Origin of the sequence: Microbacterium sp. LMX7-1.2 (genome assembly GCF_040675935.1) — a bacterium.
In the GTDB taxonomy this organism is placed as follows: domain Bacteria; phylum Actinomycetota; class Actinomycetes; order Actinomycetales; family Microbacteriaceae; genus Microbacterium.
The window spans coordinates 1,249,073-1,267,676 of record NZ_JBEGIL010000001.1 but is presented as its reverse complement, the minus strand read 5'-3'; the positions used below and the strand labels follow the sequence as shown (position 1 = coordinate 1,267,676).

Sequence of the window (18,604 nt, the reverse complement as noted above, 5' to 3'; positions counted from 1 at the left end):
GGTCTCACAGTGGCGGGCCGACGATCGCCGCCGACTCGGGCGCGAGCGTGATCCGGTGGTCTTGCATCCGCGCCCCGGAGGTCTCCAGCAGGACGGCGTCACCGGGGCGCACCTCGAAGTCGATGTCGCCCGCCGTGAGGTTCACGAGCACCGCCACCGCGCCTCTGTCGATGCGGAACGCGCGCGTGTTCGGCGCGGCATCCGAGTGCTCGACGGTCGCAAGGGTGTGAGTCATATCGGGGTCGGTGAGCTCCGCCCGTTCGCGGCGCAGTGCCGTCAGGCGCCGGTACAGCGACAGGAGGTCGGCATGCTCCGGTCGATCGATCTCCTCCCACCGCAGGTGCGAGCGTTCGTACGTCGCCGGATCCTGCGGGTCGGGAACCTGCGAGGGATCCCAGCCCATCCTCGCGAACTCGGCGATGCGGCCCTCCGCGGTCGCGCGGCCGAGCTCCGGCTCCAGATGCGAGGTGAAGAACTGCCACGGTGTCGACGCGCCCCACTCCTCGCCCATGAAGAGCATCGGCGTGCCCGGCGCGGTGAGGGTCAGGACCGCCGCCACCGCCAGCCGACCGGGCGAGAGGGTCGCCGAGAGGCGGTCGCCCGCGGCGCGGTTGCCGATCTGGTCGTGGTCCTGCGCGAAGGTGACGAGCCGCCAGGCCGGGACCGCCGCAGGGATCGGCGAACCGTGTTCGCGCTCACGGAACGACGAGTATGTGCCGTCGTGGAAGAACCCGCTCTGCGACACCTTCACGAGCGCGTCGGGATCGGCGAAGTCCTCGTAGTAGCCCGCGGTCTCGCCCGTCAGAGCGACGTGCACGGCGTGATGCCAGTCGTCCGACCACTGCGCGGTGAGCCCGTAGCCGCCGGCCTCGCGCGGGAGGATCAGCGTCGGATCGTTCAGGTCCGACTCGGCGATCAGGGTCAGCGGGCGGCCGAGGTGCGCCGACAGCGCATCGACGCGCTCCGACAGCTCGCGCAGCAGGTGCGTCGGGCTCGCATCGTGCAGGGCGTGCACGGCATCCAGTCGCAGCCCGTCGACGTGGTAGTCGTGCAACCACATCAGGGCGTTGTCGATGATGTACTCACGGACCTCGTGCTCGTCGAGGTTCACCGACGCGCCCCACGTGTTGCTCCGACCGTCGCGCAGGTACGGTCCGAACTCGGGCAGGTAGTTGCCGCTCGGGCCGAGGTGGTTGTAGACCACATCCTGGATCACGGCCAGGCCCCGATCGTGGGCGGCCTCGACGAACCGCTGATAAGCGGCCGGGCCCCCGTACCCCTCGTGCACGGCATACCAGAGCACCCCGTCGTAGCCCCAGTTCCACTTGCCGTTGTAGCCGTTGACCGGCAGCAGCTCGACGTGCGTGACCCCGAGGTCTGCGAGATGGTCGAGCCGACCGATCAGCGCATCCAGGGTGCCCTCGGGAGTGAAGGTGCCGACGTGCAGCTCGTAGATCACCGCCCCCGCGAGCTGACGGCCGGTCCACGACCGGTCGTCCCACTCGAAGAGTCCCGTGTCGAACACGGCCGAGGGACCGTGCACCCCGGCCGGCTGACGCAGCGAGCGGGGATCCGGGCGCAGTTCGTCGCTCTCGCCCAGGAGGAAGCCGTAGCGCTCGCCCTCCGGCAGATCCAGCGCCGCGACCCACCAGCCGGGCCGGCGGTCGTCGCGATCGAGGTCGTGCTCGCCGATCACCGCACCGCCCGGTGTCAGTCGACGCAGGCGGACCCGTTCGGCTCGCGGAGCCCAGACGCCGATCATCGCTCGTCCACCAGCAGCGCCACCGGGTAGGTGTCCAGCAGCTCGTCCAGCCGTACCGGCCCCGGCGCGATCCGACGACCGGTGAGGACGTCGGTCGCGGGCAGGTCGTGGCGCAGCAGCACCGTGTCTCCCCATCCGCCGCGCTTCTCGAGAGCGACCGGCAGACGCGTCGCGACCGCGAGCGCGCCACCGCGGTCCATCGCGACCACATGATCGGATGCCGCGCCGGCGGCGACCCCCGCCCGGTACCGCTCGAACAGCTCCGGGTGGTCGCGGCGCAGGCGCAGCGTGCGGGACGTCACGAGCATCTTCGCCAGGCCGGAGTCGTCGATCGGCGGCAGCGCGCCACGCGCCACGTCGGCGTCGAGACGGCGCAGCATCCGCACCCTCTCTCCGAAGTCCACGGGTCTGCGATTGTCGGGGTCCACGAGCGAGTGGTCCCACAGCTCGGTGCCCTGGTAGACGTCCGGCACGCCCGGCGCCGCGAGCTGCAGCAGTTTCGCGGCGAGCGAGTTGCTGCGCCCGTAGCCGACGATCTCCTCGACGAAGCCGTCGAGGATTCGGCTGGCCGCGCCGTTCGCCGCCTCGGCGATCGCGACGACCCCCTTCTCGAACTCCTCGTCGGGATGCTGCCAGGTGGTGCCCTCGGCCGCCTCTCTGGCCGCCTTCAGACCGTATTGCTGCAGCCGTTCGGTCGAGATCGGCCACGCGCCGACCGCGGCCTGCCACAGCAGGGCGTCGAGCGGACCGTGCCCGGTCGACGCGATCGTCCGCAGCTCGGTCAGCACCTCTCCCCAGCGTTCGGGCACCTCGGCGAGCACGGAGAGACGTGCCCGGACGTCCTCGGAGCGCTTGGTGTCGTGCGTCGACAGGGTCGTCATCGAGTGCGGCCATGACGCGAGTCGAGCCCGCTGCGCCTCGTGGAAGTCGGCGACCGACAGCGAGGCGATCGATGGATCCGCGCCGACCTCGGTGAGCGTGCCCAAGCGGGTGAAGCGGTAGAACGCGGTGTCCTCGACGCCCTTGGCCATCACGGCGCCGCTGACCTGCGGGAAGCGCTCCGCGACCTCGAGCGTCGTGTCGAGAAGCAGTGGGGTCAGTTCGCCGATCGCCTCCGCGAGGTCGGGCCGGCGGAGAGCGGCGGCGTCGATGGCCCCCTGCAGGTGCTCGCGCCCCGCCGGCAGGTAGGAGCGGTAGACGGGGAAGGCGGCGATGATCTCCGCGAGTGCGTACTTCGCAGCGACCACACCGCGCGGCAGCGAGCGGACGAGGCGATGGATCTCCGACTGCAGGATGCTCTCGGCGACCATCCGCTTCGTCGAGACCGTCAGATCGTGCCACGCCTCCAGAGCAGGCAGATCGGACTCGCGCCGCAGACGTGCGTCGAGGTCGTCGAGTCGCGCGACGCCCGCGCCGTCGACCAGCACGCGGTCGATCTCCGCGAGGGCGTCGTACCCGGTCGTGCCGTCGGTGCGCCACCACGACGGCAGCTCCTCGCCGGGTTCCAGGATCTTCTCGACCAGCGTGTACGCAGCGCCCGTCGCATCCGCGAGGTCCTCGAGGTAGCCGGCCGGGTCGACGAGACCGTCGGGGTGGTCGACGCGCAGGCCGTCGGTGAGACCCTCGGTGATCCACCGGACGATCTCCCGATGCGACTCCTCGAACACGTCGGGGAGTTCCACCCGGATGCCGGCGAGCTCCGGCACCGCGAAGAACCGGCGGTAGTTGAGCTCGGCGTTCTGGTCCTCCCAGAACCGCAGCTCGTAGTGCTGTGCGTCGAGCAGCGCGGGCAGGTCGTCGGCGAGGGCGCCGGAGCCGGGCGCGAGGGGGAGCACGTGCTCGAAGTACCGCAGGACACCGTCGGGCGCGTCCTCGGCCGGGGCGGTGTCGACGACGATGTCGCCGGCCGACAGCACCTCCGGCAGGGTCGAGCCGAGGATCGGGAGTCGGACGCGCCCATCTCCCAGCCGACGATCCACATCGAACGCGACCGCGTGCCGTGATGCGCGACCGAGACGCAGCATGTCCCACCACCACGGATTGTCGCGAGGGCTCCCGACGCCGACATGGTTGGGCACGATGTCGACGAGGATGCCGAGACCGGCCGTGCGAGCCGCGGCGGCGAACCGGTCGAGTCCTTCCCTCCCACCCCGCGACTCGTCGATCCTCGAGTGGTCGACGACGTCGTACCCGTGGTCGGAGCCGGGTGTCGCAGCCAGCAGCGGCGAGAGATACGCCCACGACGCCCCGAGCGCAGCCAGGTACGGCGTGGTCGCCGCCGCGTCGTCGAGCGTGAAGCCGGATCGGATCTGAAGGCGGTAGGTCGAGAGCGGCCGACGGGTCACCGACGGACCTCCGGAGAGGGCGCGGGAGCGGGCTCCGAGCGCTCTGTCTGCATCCGCAGGGAGGCATCGACCGACACGTCGGTCGGCTCCTCCGTCTCGGCCGCCTCGCGCAGGACGAGGAGCGACGTCGGTTCGAGCGTGATCGCGGCTCCGGCGGCGAGGGCGTGCTCGCCCGCGCGTTCGCCGTAGGTGTCCACCACGATGTCCCACGCCGCGCCGTGCCGCGCGTCCGGGAGCACCCCGTCGACGGCATCCGTCCCGCTGTGGAAGTAGACCAGGAAGTTCTGGTCCGTCACGGCCTGGCCGCGGCGATCCTTCTCGCGGATGCCCTGCCCGTTGAGGAAGACGCCGACCGCGAGTCCGAAGCCGTTGTCCCAGTCCTCGGGTTCCATGCGGCGGCCGTCGGGCCGCAGCCACACCACGTCGGGCACGCGCTCGCCGTCCTCGGAGCGCACGGGGCGACCGTCGAAGAAGCGACTGCGACGGAACGTGGGGTGGTTGCGGCGCAGCTTGGCGACCGCCGCGGTGAACTCGACGAGCGGCAGGTCGGCCGACTCCCAGTCCACCCACGTGATCTCGTTGTCCTGCGCGTAGCCGTTGTTGTTGCCGTGCTGCGTGCGGCCCAGCTCGTCGCCGTGGGCGATCATCGGCACGCCCTGCGAGAGCAGCAGCGTGGCGAGGAAGTTGCGCTGCTGGCGAGCGCGCAATCGATTGATGCCCTCGTCGTCGGTGGGGCCTTCGACGCCGTTGTTCGCGGAGCGGTTGTGCGATTCGCCGTCGTTGTTGTCCTCTCCGTTGGCCTCGTTGTGCTTCTCGTCATAGGAGACGAGGTCGCGCAGAGTGAAGCCGTCGTGAGCGGTGACGAAGTTGATCGACGCCACGGGGCGACGCCCGGAATGCTCGTACAGGTCTGCGGAGCCCGTCAACCGCGAGGCGAACTCGCCGAGGGCCTGGGGCTCCCCGCGCCAGAAGTCGCGCACGGTGTCGCGGTACTTGCCGTTCCACTCCGTCCACTGCGGCGGGAAGTTGCCGACCTGGTAGCCGCCGGGGCCCACGTCCCACGGCTCCGCGATGAGCTTGACCTGCGAGACCACCGGGTCCTGCTGCACGAGCTCGAAGAACGCGGCGAGCCGGTCGACGTCGTAGAACTCCCGCGCCAGAGTCGATGCCAGGTCGAAGCGGAAGCCGTCGACGTGCATCTCCGTCACCCAGTAGCGCAGCGAGTCCATGATGAGCTGCAAGGAGTGCGGGTTGCCGGCGTTGAGGCTGTTGCCTGTACCTGTGTAGTCGGTGTAGAAGCGGCGGTCCTCCTCGAGTCGGTAGTAGGCCTCGTTGTCGATGCCGCGCATCGAGAGCGTCGGCCCGAGGTGGTTCCCCTCCGCGGTGTGGTTGTAGACGACGTCGAGGATGACCTCGATGCCCGCCGCGTGCAGCGCCCGCACCATGGCCTTGAACTCCTGCACCTGCTCGCCGTGCTGGCCGCTCGAGGAGTACTCGTTGTGCGGAGCGAGGAACGCCAGGGTGTTGTATCCCCAGTAGTTCGACAGCCCCTTCTCCTCGAGCGTCGAGTCGTGCACGAACTGGTGCACGGGCATGAGCTCGATCGCTGTGACGCCGAGATGCACGAGGTGGTCGATGACCGCCGGGTGCGCGATCCCCGCGTAGGTTCCGCGCAGCTCCTCGGGGATGTCCGGATGCTGCTGCGTCAGACCCTTGACGTGCGCCTCGTAGATGATGCTCTGCGCGTAGGGGATCTTGGGCAGCCGGTCTCCCGCCCACTCGAAGAACGGGTTGATGACCACGCCCTTCACCATGGCAGCGGCCGAATCCTCGTCGTTGCGCGAGTCCGGCTCGCCGAAGTCGTACCCGAACAGCGACTGCCCCCAGTCGAGCCGACCCGCGACCGCCTTCGCGTAGGGGTCGAGCACGAGCTTGTTGGGGTTGAAGCGTCGTCCCTGAGCGGGGTCGTGAGGCCCGTGGACACGGTAGCCGTAGAGCTGACCGGGCTGGACGGTGGGCAGGTAGCCGTGCCACACGAAGGCGTCGACCTCGTCGAGCGGGATCCGTTCCTCCGTGCCGTCGTCGTCGAACAGACACAGCTCCACGCGCTCGGCGCCCTCACTGAACAGCGCGAAGTTCGTCCCCTGCCCGTCGAACGTCGCACCGAGAGGGTAGGGCGACCCGGGCCAGATCTCGCGGCTCACAGAGCGCGCCGAGTCGACGCGGCGCGGTGCAGGACGATCCGCACCGCGTCGTGGAAGTCGTGCACCTGCGCGACCTCTTCCGCCATCGAGTAGGCCATGCCGACGTAGCAGACGAACACCGGGGCGATGTGCTCGACGTACCCGACGGGCCCGTCGTGCAGGACGACGTACCGGTCGATGTCCACGCGCTCGAAGAGAGCCTCGGGAGCCGGCGCCGGGGCAGCGGCATCCTGGAGGATGTCTTCATGAGCGCCGGTGCTCTGTTCGTCATGTGCGGTGGGGATGTGCGCAGTCATGATGTCTCCCGATTCTTCTGTTGTGGGCTTCACCCTAGATGCGGATCCGCCGCTATGGAATCCCCATTGCCTCGGACGCGTTCAGGCGCTAGGGAGTGTGATCGACACCGGTAGGCGGGTAGGCTGGGTGCATGATAGACAGCGCGCCCGCCGTGATGGGGCGCACCCTCGTGTTCCGCGACCGCCGCGCCTGACGGCGCGCTCGCTCTTCCGCACGCTTCCGCGCGCCGTCCTCCGAGATGTCATCGCACCTCGGGACGGGCCTCTTCGACGCGTCTCCGCGTCCCCCGTCGGGGTGCTCCGAATCCTCACTCCGGAGCGCACTCATGCCTCGCTCGCACCATGGCGGCCGCCACGAACTCGGCCAGAACTTCCTCATCCACCGACCGACGATCGACCGGATCGTCTCCCTCGTCGACCGCACCTCGGGGTCGATCCTCGAACTCGGCGCCGGCGACGGCGCACTCACCCGGGCACTCGCCCGCCTGGACCGTCGGCTCACGGCGCTCGAGATCGACGAACATCGCGCCCGACGCCTGGGCGCGGCGCTTCCTCGCGTCGACGTGCGCGCTGCCGATGCGCTCCGACATCCACTCGACGCCGACGTGATCGTCGGCAACATCCCCTTCCACGTCACGACGCCGCTCCTCCGGCATCTGCTGTCGGCCCACGGGTGGACGCACGCCGTGCTGCTGACGCAGTGGGAGGTCGCGCGCAAGCGCGCCGGCGTCGGCGGCAGCACGATGATGACCGCGCAGGTCGCACCGTGGTTCGCGGTCGAGCTGAGCGGGCGCGTTCCGGCGTGGGCCTTCAGCCCGCAGCCGAGCGTCGACGGCGGTCTGCTGTCGATCACGCGACGACCTGCCCCACTCGTGCCGGCCACGGACCGGCGCGCCTACGAATCGTTCGTCCGGGCGGTGTTCGGCGCCCGGGGCGGGAACCTGCCGTCGATGCTCGCGTCCGCCACCCGCACGGGCACCTCGCGCGCACGGGCGGCCCTCGGTGAGGCGGGCGCATCGGCGCGGCGTCTGCCGCGGGATCTCCGCCCGGAGGAGTGGGCCGGTCTGTGGCGGCGGCTCGGACGGGGAGCACGCTCGTGAAACCACACTGCGCACACCTGCGAGAATGGAGACCCCGCCGATTCCGATCCGAGGAGCCCCCGTGCAGTACATCTCCACCCGAGGCGGCATGCAGCCGCTGCCGTACTGCGAGACGCTGCTCGAGGGCCTCGCTCCCGACGGCGGTCTGGCGGTGCCCGAGGTCATGCCGACCGTCGACGGCGAGACGCTCGAGCGGTGGCGCGCGCTCACCTACCCGCAGCTCGCGACCGAGGTGCTGGGGCTGTTCGCGACCGACATCCCGCGCGAGGACCTCGCCCGGATGACCGCGGCCGCCTACGAGCCGTTCCCCGGTGCGGTCGTGCCGCTTCGCGAGCTCGACGGCGGTCTCACGCTGGTCGGCCTGTCCGAAGGGCCGACGCTCGCGTTCAAGGACATGGCGATGCAGTTCCTCGGCCAGGTGGTCGAGTACGCGCTGGAGCGCAAGGGATCGGTGCTCAACATCCTGGGAGCGACGTCCGGCGACACCGGATCGGCGGCCGAGCACGCGCTGCGCGGCAAGGACCGCATCTCGGTCTTCATGCTCTCGCCGCAGGGACGCATGAGCACCTTCCAGCGGGCCCAGATGTTCTCGCTCGACGACGAGAACATCCACAACATCGCGGTCGACGGGGTGTTCGACGACTGCCAGAACCTCGTCAAGAAGCTCGCGGGCGACCTCGACTTCAAGCGCACGCAGCACCTCGGTGCGGTCAACTCGATCAATCTGGCGCGCATCACGGCGCAGGTCGTGTACTACTTCTGGGCCTGGCTCCGGGCGACGGATGCGGGTGGCTGGACCGAGGTGTCGTTCACGGTGCCCTCGGGCAACTTCGGGAACATCCTGTCCGGCTTCTTCGCCAAGGAGATGGGGCTGCCGATCCGCCGGCTCGTGCTCGCCGCGAACGAGAACAACGTCCTCGACGAGTTCTTCCGCACCGGCGTTTACCGGCCGCGCAGTGCCGCACAGACGCTCGCCACCTCGAGCCCGTCCATGGACATCTCCAAGGCCTCCAACCTCGAGCGCTTCATCTTCGAGCTGGTGGGCCGCGACGCCGCACGGGTCGTGCAGGTGTGGAGCGATCTCGACACCCAGGGTTACTTCGACTTCACCGCGGACCTCGCCCGCTTCGTCGACGAGTTCGGCATCGTGAGCGGCACGTCCACGCACGCCGACCGCCTCGCGACGATCCGCTCGGTATACGAGACCTCGGGTGAGGTGATCGACCCGCACACCGCCGACGGCGTCAAGGTCGCCCGCGAATACCTCGAGCCGGGCGTGCCGATGCTGGTGCTCGAGACCGCCAAGCCCGAGAAGTTCGCCGAGACGATCCACGAGGCGATCGGCGTCGAGCTCGACTACGCCGCCGACCTGCGCGAGATGCTCGATGCTCCGCAGCACGTCACGGAGATGGCCGACGACGAGGCGGCGCTGCGCGCGTTCATCGAGGAGCACGCCCTGCGCTGAGCGCGGTGACGCGTGCGTCCGATCACTCGGGGTCGCCGTGCAGCATCCAGGCGATGCCGAAGCGGTCGACCAGCATGCCGAAGGTGCCGCCCCACGGCGGGGTGTCCAGTGGCATCGTGACGGTCGCGCCGTCGGCGAGCGCATCCCAGACCTCCTGCGTGCGCGCCTGCGTGTTGCCGCTCAGCGACACCGAGACCCCGGCCGGCGCTTCGTACGGCATCCCGTCCGGTGTGTCAGAGGCCATGAGGACGAGGCCGTCCGGTGTGGTCAGTTGCGCGTGCATGACCAGGTCGGCCTGATCGGGACTCTGCACCATGTCGGGGAACTCGCCGAAGACGTTGATCTCGAGATCGCCGCCCAGGACCCCCTGGTAGAACTCCATCGCCTGCCGCGCGTCCGTGCGGAAGGAGAGATAAGGATTGAGGTTCGCCATGTCATGCCCCCGAGAGATGTGATGCTGAGCGCCGCCCGCCCCGTCGCGATCATTGTGCGCCGGGGCTCCGACATCCCACAAGAGGTTCCGCGAGGTCAGGCGGGCAGAGCGCGCACGGCCGCTGTGAGCACCTGCGGCACTGTCGGCACGCCCTCCGCACGGAACACCTCGGCACCCGCGATATCGCGGACGATCACGGTGGGGGTGAAGCGGATGCCGAGGGCCTCGGCGGCATCCGGATCCGCCGCGACGTCGATCTCGGTGATCCGCGCATCCGGGAGGTAGCGCGCCGCGTCGCGCAGCACCGACCGCGTCCGCGCGCACGCTCCGCAGAACGACGACGAGATCAGCGTCAGCTCCATGCGATCCTCCTGCTGAGCACAACCGGCCGTGCGGTCGCCGTGTTCCCGCTACCTCAGCGTGCTGCAGGCCCGCGCGGGTGGAGGAGGCCGGATGCCGCGCCGAGCGCCGCGCCGACCACGGTGTCCACGATCCTCTCGAACGCGACGTTGAGGGCGCCGATCTCGCCGGTCGCCGCCCCCGTGAGCAGGAGCACGAGCGGGGTGATGAACACGAGCGCGAGAGCGTAATGCCGCACGACGACGAGCTCGATCGTGAACTGCAGCGCTCCGAGGAGCAGCGCCAGCCACAGCCCGGCCGGATGCAGGAGCGCGAGCAGCGCATACGCTCCGGCGCCGACGATAGTGCCGAGCATGCGGTGCAGTCCGCGCTCGAAGGCCGCACGCCGCGCGGCGGCGACGCCGATCACCGCCACGGCCGAGCCCACGATCCAGTACGTGCGCGTCGGGTCGATCACGAGGCCGAGCAGCACTCCGAGCACCGCGACGATCGCGACGCGCAGGAGCAGCATCCGTGCGTCGGGGTCCAGCGTCGGACCGGGGAAGAGCTCGGCGAACGGCCGCGCACGACGGGCGCGCACCCGGGGCAGCACCAGCGGAGCGGCGGCGACCACGAGCGAGAAGCCGCATCCGGCCGCGAGCGCTGCGAGATAGACGGCAGGGACGATCGGCGAGCTAGCGACGACATGTGCGGAGAGGCCGAACACGAGCACGAAGAACAGCGGTCCCGGAGGCCCGAGGCGGAAGCCGAAGCACAGCGCGGCGCTGACGACCGCCACGAGCACGACACCGATCCCTACGGTCCACGGCCACGGTGTCGCGGCAGCGGCCACGCCGAGGGCCGCGGCCGCGATCAGGCCCGCGGCGACGAACGGGAGGATGCGGATGCGGTCGACGGCCGGCGCCGATCCCGCGAACAGCACCGTGAACGCTCCGGAGGCGGCGATGTAGCCGAGAGGTGCCTGCCCGAGCAGCGTCATCACCGCGATCGGCACCGCGATGCCGAGGGCCGCCTGCGTCGCCACGGGCCACCGCGGACCGCGAGATGGGGACAGCGCGAACAGGCTCACCCCTCGATTCTCTCGCGTCGCAGCCGACGCGCCCGACGATACGATGGCCGCGTGACCGAACCCCGCCCCGGCATCGCCGACCGACTCTCGAGGATGATCCGGCTGCCGACGGTGTCCGCCGAGCTGGCGGAGTGGGGCACCGGCCCCTTCGAGGACTTCGTCGCGCTGATCGCCGAACTCTATCCTCGCGTGCACGCCGAACTCGAACTCGAGAGGCACACGGACTTCGGGCTGCTGTTCCGCTGGCGGGGACGAGCCGGCGCCGACGCACCCCTCGTGCTCATGGCGCACTACGACGTCGTACCGGTCGACGAGAGCGACGACTGGACGCATCCGCCGTTCGCGGGCGTCATCGCCGACGGCATCGTCTACGGACGAGGCGCTCTCGACGACAAGGGACCGCTCATCGTGGTGCTCGAGGCCGTCGAGAACCTCCTCGCCGACGGATTCGTGCCGGCGCGCGACGTGTACCTGTCGTTCGGCGGCAACGAGGAGACCTACGGCCGTGCGGCCCAGGAGATCGCCCGGGTGCTGCGTGAACGCGGCATCGTGCCGTGGCTCGTCGTCGACGAGGGCGGAGCCGTGGTCGACGCGCCACTGCCGTTCGTGCCCGGCCGCGCGGCCATGATCGGCGTGGGGGAGAAGGGCGTCATGACGCTCACTCTGACCGCACGCGGCGACGGCGGCCACGCCTCGGCGCCCCCGGCCCTGACGGCGGTCCGCCGCGTGGCCCGTGCGGTCGATCGCCTGGGACCGACCACGTTCTCCCCGCGGCCATCGAAGGCGATCGCCCGGATGCTGACCACGCTCGCGGCCCGTACGCCCGGCCCCGCCCGTCACCTGCTGCGCGTGCTCGGCGCGGCACCGTGGCTCACGGGACAGGTGTTCGCACTGCTCGGCGGCGAACCCGCGGCGCTCGTGCGCACGACGGTCGCGCCGACCATGCAATCGGGCGGAACCGCCGCTAACGTGCTGCCCTCGCAGGCGTCGGCCACCGTCAATCTGCGCATCGCGCTGGGGGAGACCACGCAGCAGACCGTTCTGCGCGTGCGTCGTCGCATCCGCGATCCGCTCGTGACGGTCTCCGTGGTCGAGGCCAGCGCGCCGTCTCCCGAGTCGGCGGTCGACAACGAGCAGTTCGCCCTCCTCACCGACGCGCTCGCCGTATCGCATCCCGATGTCCCTGCGGTTCCCTACGTGATGATGGCCGCGACCGACTCGCGGCATTTCCACCGGTTCTCGCCCGCCGTGTACCGCTTCGCGCCGCTCGACATGTCCAACGCGCAGCGGGCGTCGATCCACGGCGTCGACGAGAACGTGGAGATCGCCGCACTCGAGCGTGGAGAGCGGTTCCATCGCGCGCTCCTCGAACGGCTAAGGTGATCTCACCCCGTCCGGGTGCCGTCGCCTCCGGATCCGTCCTTCCATAGAGGAGCCGCGATGACGCGCACCCGAACACTGGGCACTCTGGCTGCGGTCGTCGGCTTCCTCGCCTTCGTCGAGTTCACGAGTGGTGTGCTGCAGGGGTACTACACGCCGATGCTCAGCGACATCGCGCGGCATCTCGGCATCCACGACGCCGACGTCAACTGGCTCGAAGGCACGCAGCTCATGCTGTCGGCGCTCGTGGTCCCCGCGTTCGCGAAACTCGGCGACATGGTCGGACACAAGCGGATGCTGCTGATCTCGACCGCTCTCACCGCGGCGGCCGCCCTCGTGCTGCCGTTCACCGACTCGTTCGGCGTGTTCCTGGCGGCGTGGACGCTCATGGGGTTCTACGTCGTCTGGCTTCCGCTGGAGATCGCCCTCATCTGGTCGCGGTCACGTCGCATGGAGGGTCGAGCCACGATCACCGCAAAGGCCGCCGGGCTGCTCGTCGCGGCGCTCGAGGCAGGGGCGATCATCGGTGCGCTGGCCGGTGGAGCGCTCATCGACGCATTACCCCTCACGAGCGTGCTGCTCATCCCTGCTGTGCTGATCGTCGTCTGCTTCTTCGTGATCCTGTTCGGCGTGAAGGAATCGCCCGAGCCGACCGGCGGGGTCTTCGATACGGTCGGCGTGGTCCTGATCTCGCTGGCCCTCATCTGCTTCACGGGTGGACTCAGCCTGCTGCGTCTCGAGGGCGGCCTGGTGAACCCCTGGTCATGGGCGGTCGTCGTGCTCGGCATCCTGCTCGTGATCCCGTTCGTGCTGTGGGAGCTCCGCTGCGACGACCCGCTGATCGACGTGCGCATGTTCCGCTCGCCCGCGCTCGGACCGGTGTTCCTCACCGCGGGTCTGTTCGGCGTCAGCGTGCTGGGCGCGCAGGCGCCGCTGTCCACCTTCGCCCGCACCGATCCCGGTGTCTACGGCTACGGTCTCGGCACCACCGGCTTCGCGACGTCGCTCATCATCGGCATCTACCTCATCGCGATGATCGCGGGAGCTCTGCTGTTCCCCGTGATCGCCCGCACTCTCACCCCGCGTCTGACGCTCATGGGTGCGTCGCTGCTCGTCGGGGTCGGATTCCTGCTGTTCCTGCCGTTCCATGCGACGTATCTGCAGGTGATCCTGAACATGGTGGTGGTGGGTCTCGGGTCCGGAGCGCTGGTCGCGGCCCTTCCCGCTGCCGCGGCGTCGGCGGCGCCTGCCACTCAGACCGGCGTCGCCACGGGCCTCACGAACTCGGTCAAGACCGTGGGCGGCGCGATCGCGTCGTGCGTGTTCGGGATCGCGCTGCTGAATGGAGCGGCCGGAGCTGTGGAAGGGACGGCGGGCTCCTTCGCAGGGTATGTCACGGTGTGGGTGGTCTGCGGCGTCACCGCCCTGATCGCGGCCGTCCTTCTCGTCTTCGTCCCGAAGACGGCGTTCACCGACCGGACGGATGCCGAGGCGGCTGTAGAGCCGGTGCTCTGACCTCGCGGGCCGCGCGTCACTCGCGGTCGAGGCCGAAGGTGCGCTTCACGAGCGCCTGCACATCGCGGTCGAGGCCGTCGATGCGCGCGCTCATCGCGTCGATGCGGCTGTTCACGACGTCGAACTTGCTGTCCACGGCGTCGAAACGACTGTTCACGGCATCGAATCGGGCGGTGGTCTCGGCGCGCAGGCCGCTGATCTCCGCCACCATCTCGCCGCGGAGTCCACCGATCTCGGTGCGCAGGATCCGCACGAACAGCGTCGAGACGGCGCCGAGCATGCTGAACAGAAGCGTGCTCACGACGCCGATCACCGTCCAGGTCTGCGCATCGTTCATGAACCCCATCCTCCGATCGTCGCACCGATGCAGGGAGTCTGCCACGGTCGCGCGACAACGGATTCCGGGATTCCACGAAGAGTGCAGAACCCGCGACGGGATCGAGATGTGCAGGAGGGGTGGGCGACCGTCGTCATCCACCCCCCCCCGCTCAGTCGCCCTTCACGTTGACGAGCTGCCGCAGCGTGTGCCGCACCCTGACGAGGCTCGCGGCATCCGCCATCACCTGGTCGATCGGCTTGTACGCCTGCGGGATCTCGTCGATGAAGGCGTCCGTGTCACGGAACTCGATGCCCGACATCGCCGCCCGCAGCTGCTCGTGCGAGAAGGTGCGCCGCGCCGCCGACCGGGAGTACTCCCGCCCCGCGCCGTGCGGCGAGGAGTTCAGCGACTGCGGATCGCCGAGTCCCTCCACCACGTACGACGCAGTGCCCATCGACCCGGGGATGAGGCCCGGCCGACCGGCATCCGCCTGGATCGCTCCCTTGCGGGACACCCACACCTGCTTTCCGTAGTGCTTCTCGGACTCGGTGAAGTTGTGGTGGCAGTTGATCCGCTCCTGCTCGTCGACCGGAACCCCGAGGAACTCCGACACCTGCCGGATGACGCGGTCCATCATCTCCTCGCGGTTCAGCAGCGCGAAGCGCTGAGCCCACCGCAGTTCCCGGATGTACCGGGTGAACTCCGGCGTGCCCTCGACGAGGTAAGCCAGGTCGGGGTCAGGCAGCTCGATCCACCACTGCTTCGCGAGCCGCTGCGCGACCGTGATGTGGTGCCCTGCGATCCGGTTTCCCACGCCACGCGATCCCGAGTGCAGGAACAGCCACACCCGGTCGAGCTCGTCCACCGACACCTCGATGAAGTGGTTGCCCGAGCCGAGCGTGCCGAGCTGCAGTCGCCAGTTCCCGGCGTAGGTCGCGGGGTCGAAGCCGTTCTTCTCAGCGAGCTGCTCGAGCTCGGCGATCCTCGGCTCGGCCGTCGCGACGATCTTGCGGTTGTAGCGGCCCGCGGACAGCGGGATGGCGCGCTCGATCTGCTCACGGAGCTCGGCGAGGTCGCGGCCGTCGAGGTCGCCCCTCGTGAACGCGGTGCGGACGGCGATCATGCCGCAGCCGATGTCGACGCCCACGGCGGCCGGGATGATCGCGCCGAGCGTCGGGTTGACCGATCCGACCGTCGCCCCCTTTCCGAGGTGCGCGTCCGGCATCAGCGCCAGGTGCGGGTGGATGAACGGCATGCGGGCCGTGGTGTGCGCCTGATCGAGCGTCTTCTCGTCGATCAGCGATGCCCACGACAGCAGCCGTGCGGAGAGCCTCTCCATGATTCCTTTCCTTGTGATGGTGTCCAGTCACAGGTCAGGGGTCTCCCACACGGAAAACGCCCCGGACCTGACGGTGCGGGGCGTTGCGAGAGCGGATGCTGTCACACGACGCGCGCCGGAGGGTACGACTCGTAGCGGTCATCGTGCTTCTGCTGAAACATCGACACCGCTGCGATGGGAAGATTCCGCAGGGCGGTCATCCGTCGTCTCCTCGGCTGGCGTGCTGCGCCGATCGGCACAGCTTTGCCACAGTAGGGCACGACACGCCCGGGCGTCAAGGAAGTGCCCGGAGTCTTCACTCGCGGTCGAGGCCGAAGGTGCGCTTCACGAGCGCCTGCACGTCGCGGTCGAGGCCGTCGATGCGCGCGCTCATCGCGTCGATGCGGCTGTGCACGACGTCGAACTTGCTGTTGACGGCGTCGAACTTGCTGTCGACGGCGTCGAAGCGCGCATTCATCTCGCCACGGAGTCCACCGATCTCGGTGCGCAGGATGCGGACGAACAGCGTCGAGACGACGCCGAGCATGCTGAACAGAAGCGTCGAGACGACGCCGATCACCGTCCAGGTCTGCGCATCGTTCATGAACCCCATCCTCCGATCGTCGCACCGATGCAGGGAGTCTGCCACGGTCGCGCGACAACGGATTCCGGGATTCCACGAAGAGTGCAGAACCCGGGACGGAGACGAGATGTGCAGGACGAGTCGCAGGTCAGCTCTCGCGCGGCGGGTTGTACATGAACTCGACACGGATGCCGTCGGCGTCCTCCACGAACGAGGCGTAGTACCGGTCGGAGTAGCGCGGGTACTCCTTCGGTTCCCGGACGACGTTCCACCCGGCATCCGTCGCGACCGTGTGCAGGCGGTCGACGTCGGCGCGCGAGTCCATCGCGAAGGCGATGTGCTGCCAGCCGATGCGGCCGTGCCGGTGCGGTGCGGACTCCTCATCCCAGGTGTAGAGGATGATCTCGGTCTCCTCGCCGTTGTTCCACGAGATCGAGTGGTCGTCCTCTCCGCCGCTCACGTAGCCGAGCGCGGTGAGGACCGGATGGAACTGGTTCCTGCCGCGCTCGAGGTCGTCGACGGTGATGCCCAGGTGATCGAGAAGCGCCATGCGCCCAGTCTGTCAGCAGAGTCCGTGGGGCGTCAGTGCGGTGCGTGATACTCGGCTTCGCCGCGCTTCCAGTAGCCCTTCACGACGGCCTTCGCAGAAGCCACGCCCCAGCGCTCGAGCAGAGCGCGCCCGGGCTTCACCACGGACTGCTCGGCGGCGATGAAGACGAAGGGATCGGCGCCCACGACCTCGTCGTCGCGGAGGTCGTCGAGGAACGCGATGAGGGCGGAGCCGGAGGGGGCATCCCCGCGATGCAGCCACTCGACGTCGACCGGGACATCGATGTCGATCTCCCGCCTCGGCGATACGGTCTCGATCACGATGCGGGCCGGTGTTCCCGAGGGGATGAGGGCGGCGAAGCGCCGGATCGCGGGAATCGCGGTCTCGTCGCCGACGAGGAGCCAGGATCCGGGCTCTCCGGTGATGACGGCCGAGCCGCGCGGTCCGCCCACACCGATCGACGAGCCGAGCGGGGCGGTCGCCGCCCAGCGCGCCGCGATCCCGGCGTCGCCGTGCACGGCGAACTCGACGTCGAGCCAGTCCTCGCCCCATGCGAGCGGCGTGTACTCGCGGCTCGGAGCCTCGCGCATCTCCTCGACGGAGCCGACGGGGCCCGCGGGGAAGAACAGCCGCATGTGATCGTCGGCCCCCGGAGAGGTGAAGCCGGCGAGGTCGGAGCCGACCAGTCGCACGCGCACATAGTCGGGTGCGAGCCATTCGCGAGCCGAGAGGGCCACCGTGCGGAACCGAAGATCGAGCCCTCGACGCTCGATCGTGAACCCGTCCTGAATATTGCTCATTTAAGTAAGGCTAACCTATGTTGGAGGGGACTTAGCCATACCTAAGTCCGTTTCTCTCGCGCCGATCGAGCGCGATCCATACCGCAGAACAGGAGTCCCTCCATGTCCGTGCCCAGAATCCTCGTCGCCACCAGCATCGGTCTCGTCGGCATCCTCGCCCTCGGCGGGTGCGCCGCCACCTCGGAGTCCGCGGAAGCGGAGAAGCCCGCAGCTTCGGAGGACTATTACCCCGTGACGGTGACCGACATGGCCGGCAACGAGGTGACGATCGAGAGCGCCGACAGCGTCGCCGTCACAGACAACCGCTTCTTCCAGCTCGCCGCGGACTGGGACCTCCCCGTCACCGTCGCTCCGCTCGACCTGTTCAGCCCCGAGAACCCGCTCAAGGACTCGTCCGACATCCTCAACATCGGCCTGCACACCGAGCCGGACTTCGAGCAGATCGTCGCCGCCGACCCCGATCTCGTGATCAACGGCTACCGGTTCAGCAGCGAGGAGAACGCGCAGGGCGTGAAGGATGCCGCGCCCGACGCGGCCTTCCTCGACATGACCGGCCCGGAGGACCAGAGCGCTGACGAGTTCGTCGTCGAGAGCATCACCCTGATGGGCGAGGTGTTCAACCGCAAGGACGAGGCCGAGGCGCTGGTGGACGAGTTCCACGCGGCCCTCGACGACGCGAAGAACGCCTACGACTCCGAGAAGACCGTGATGGGCCTGGTCACCTCGGGCGGAGAGATCAACTACTCCAACCCCACCGACGGCCGCGGCGCGAGCATCTTCTTCGATCTGGTGGGCATGACCCCGGCGCTCAACGCCGCGGGATCGTCCGATCACACCGGCGACAACGTCTCGCTGGAGGCCCTCGCGCAGGCGAACGCCGACTACCTCCTGGTGCTCGACCGCGACGCGGCCGTATCCGAGGAGGGGCAGACCGTGGTCCCCGCCCTCGAGCTCATCACCGGCTCGGCCGCTCTCGCGAACGTCCCCGCGGTGCAGAACGAGGCCATCGCGGTGATGCCCGCCGACTACTACCTGACCGAGGACGTGTTCGCGTACATCGCGGTCCTGAACGGCCTCACCGAGCTGTTCGAGTCCGCGTGACCCG

The 18,604-nt window shown here is 69.3% G+C and carries 17 protein-coding genes; 5 read left to right on the top strand and 12 right to left on the bottom strand.

Going from position 1 to position 18,604, the window contains the following annotated elements:
• Positions 1 to 4: 4 nt before the first annotated feature.
• Genes treZ through MRBLMX7_RS06255 form a run of 4 tightly spaced genes read right to left on the bottom strand, consistent with a single transcriptional unit; the run spans position 5 to position 6,607 of the window.
• Positions 5 to 1,762, bottom strand: coding sequence for a malto-oligosyltrehalose trehalohydrolase (gene treZ, locus MRBLMX7_RS06270; protein WP_363366729.1), 1,758 nt, complete (start codon positions 1,760 to 1,762; stop codon positions 5 to 7).
• Complete coding sequence (treY, locus tag MRBLMX7_RS06265) at positions 1,759 to 4,107, bottom strand: malto-oligosyltrehalose synthase (RefSeq protein ID WP_363366727.1); 2,349 nt, start codon at positions 4,105 to 4,107, stop codon at positions 1,759 to 1,761. The genes treZ and treY overlap by 4 nt, the downstream gene beginning before the upstream one ends.
• Positions 4,104 to 6,311, bottom strand: a complete 2,208-nt coding sequence (gene glgX / locus MRBLMX7_RS06260) for a glycogen debranching protein GlgX (RefSeq protein ID WP_363366725.1) — start codon at positions 6,309 to 6,311, stop codon at positions 4,104 to 4,106. Before glgX ends, treY begins: the two co-directional genes overlap by 4 nt.
• On the bottom strand, positions 6,308 to 6,607 hold the full coding sequence (locus MRBLMX7_RS06255) for a hypothetical protein (protein ID WP_363366723.1): 300 nt from the start codon (positions 6,605 to 6,607) through the stop codon (positions 6,308 to 6,310). The genes glgX and MRBLMX7_RS06255 overlap by 4 nt, the downstream gene beginning before the upstream one ends.
• A gap of 326 nt (positions 6,608 to 6,933) precedes the next feature.
• Here MRBLMX7_RS06255 and erm point away from each other — a divergent pair, with 326 nt between their 5' ends.
• The gene (gene erm, locus MRBLMX7_RS06250; protein ID WP_363366721.1) at positions 6,934 to 7,707 is read left to right on the top strand and encodes a 23S ribosomal RNA methyltransferase Erm; all 774 of its coding nucleotides are present in this window, start codon (positions 6,934 to 6,936) and stop codon (positions 7,705 to 7,707) included.
• Positions 7,708 to 7,768: 61 nt separating this feature from the next.
• Complete coding sequence (gene thrC, locus MRBLMX7_RS06245) at positions 7,769 to 9,172, top strand: threonine synthase (RefSeq protein ID WP_363366719.1); 1,404 nt, start codon at positions 7,769 to 7,771, stop codon at positions 9,170 to 9,172.
• A 22-nt stretch (positions 9,173 to 9,194) separates the two neighbouring features.
• Here the strand turns inward: thrC and MRBLMX7_RS06240 are convergent, their stop codons facing one another.
• From MRBLMX7_RS06240 to MRBLMX7_RS06230, 3 genes are all read right to left on the bottom strand, one after another.
• Complete coding sequence (locus MRBLMX7_RS06240; RefSeq protein WP_363366717.1) at positions 9,195 to 9,605, bottom strand: VOC family protein; 411 nt, start codon at positions 9,603 to 9,605, stop codon at positions 9,195 to 9,197.
• A 95-nt stretch (positions 9,606 to 9,700) separates the two neighbouring features.
• Positions 9,701 to 9,967 carry a thioredoxin family protein gene (locus MRBLMX7_RS06235; RefSeq protein WP_363366715.1) on the bottom strand — a complete coding sequence of 89 codons (267 nt, stop codon included), beginning with the start codon at positions 9,965 to 9,967 and terminating at the stop codon, positions 9,701 to 9,703.
• Between the two features lie 53 nt (positions 9,968 to 10,020).
• Positions 10,021 to 11,034 (bottom strand): FUSC family protein, encoded by a 1,014-nt coding sequence (locus MRBLMX7_RS06230; RefSeq protein ID WP_363366713.1) that lies wholly within the window; start codon positions 11,032 to 11,034, stop codon positions 10,021 to 10,023.
• Between the two features lie 51 nt (positions 11,035 to 11,085).
• On the opposite strand from MRBLMX7_RS06230, the gene MRBLMX7_RS06225 reads away from it, so the two are divergent.
• Together MRBLMX7_RS06225 and MRBLMX7_RS06220 are read left to right on the top strand one after the other, a co-directional pair.
• Positions 11,086 to 12,417, top strand: a complete 1,332-nt coding sequence (locus MRBLMX7_RS06225; RefSeq protein ID WP_363366711.1) for a M20/M25/M40 family metallo-hydrolase — start codon at positions 11,086 to 11,088, stop codon at positions 12,415 to 12,417.
• A 57-nt stretch (positions 12,418 to 12,474) separates the two neighbouring features.
• On the top strand, positions 12,475 to 13,929 hold the full coding sequence (locus tag MRBLMX7_RS06220) for an MFS transporter (RefSeq protein ID WP_363366709.1): 1,455 nt from the start codon (positions 12,475 to 12,477) through the stop codon (positions 13,927 to 13,929).
• 16 nt (positions 13,930 to 13,945) lie between these two features.
• Here the strand turns inward: MRBLMX7_RS06220 and MRBLMX7_RS06215 are convergent, their stop codons facing one another.
• The 5 genes from MRBLMX7_RS06215 to MRBLMX7_RS06195 all read right to left on the bottom strand — a co-directional run bounded on the left by MRBLMX7_RS06215 (position 13,946) and on the right by MRBLMX7_RS06195 (position 17,499).
• Complete coding sequence (locus MRBLMX7_RS06215) at positions 13,946 to 14,266, bottom strand: hypothetical protein (protein WP_363366707.1); 321 nt, start codon at positions 14,264 to 14,266, stop codon at positions 13,946 to 13,948.
• Between the two features lie 151 nt (positions 14,267 to 14,417).
• Positions 14,418 to 15,587 (bottom strand): RtcB family protein, encoded by a 1,170-nt coding sequence (locus MRBLMX7_RS06210; RefSeq protein ID WP_363366704.1) that lies wholly within the window; start codon positions 15,585 to 15,587, stop codon positions 14,418 to 14,420.
• Between the two features lie 295 nt (positions 15,588 to 15,882).
• Positions 15,883 to 16,170: a hypothetical protein gene (locus MRBLMX7_RS06205; protein ID WP_363366702.1), complete on the bottom strand. Its 288-nt coding sequence runs from the start codon at positions 16,168 to 16,170 to the stop codon at positions 15,883 to 15,885.
• Between the two features lie 127 nt (positions 16,171 to 16,297).
• Positions 16,298 to 16,699 carry a VOC family protein gene (locus MRBLMX7_RS06200; protein WP_363366700.1) on the bottom strand — a complete coding sequence of 134 codons (402 nt, stop codon included), beginning with the start codon at positions 16,697 to 16,699 and terminating at the stop codon, positions 16,298 to 16,300.
• A 32-nt stretch (positions 16,700 to 16,731) separates the two neighbouring features.
• Positions 16,732 to 17,499, bottom strand: a complete 768-nt coding sequence (locus MRBLMX7_RS06195) for a siderophore-interacting protein (protein WP_363366698.1) — start codon at positions 17,497 to 17,499, stop codon at positions 16,732 to 16,734.
• Between the two features lie 102 nt (positions 17,500 to 17,601).
• On the opposite strand from MRBLMX7_RS06195, the gene MRBLMX7_RS06190 reads away from it, so the two are divergent.
• A complete protein-coding gene (locus tag MRBLMX7_RS06190) occupies positions 17,602 to 18,600 on the top strand; it encodes an ABC transporter substrate-binding protein (RefSeq protein WP_363366697.1) in 999 nt (332 codons plus the stop codon).
• Positions 18,601 to 18,604: the final 4 nt, after the last annotated feature.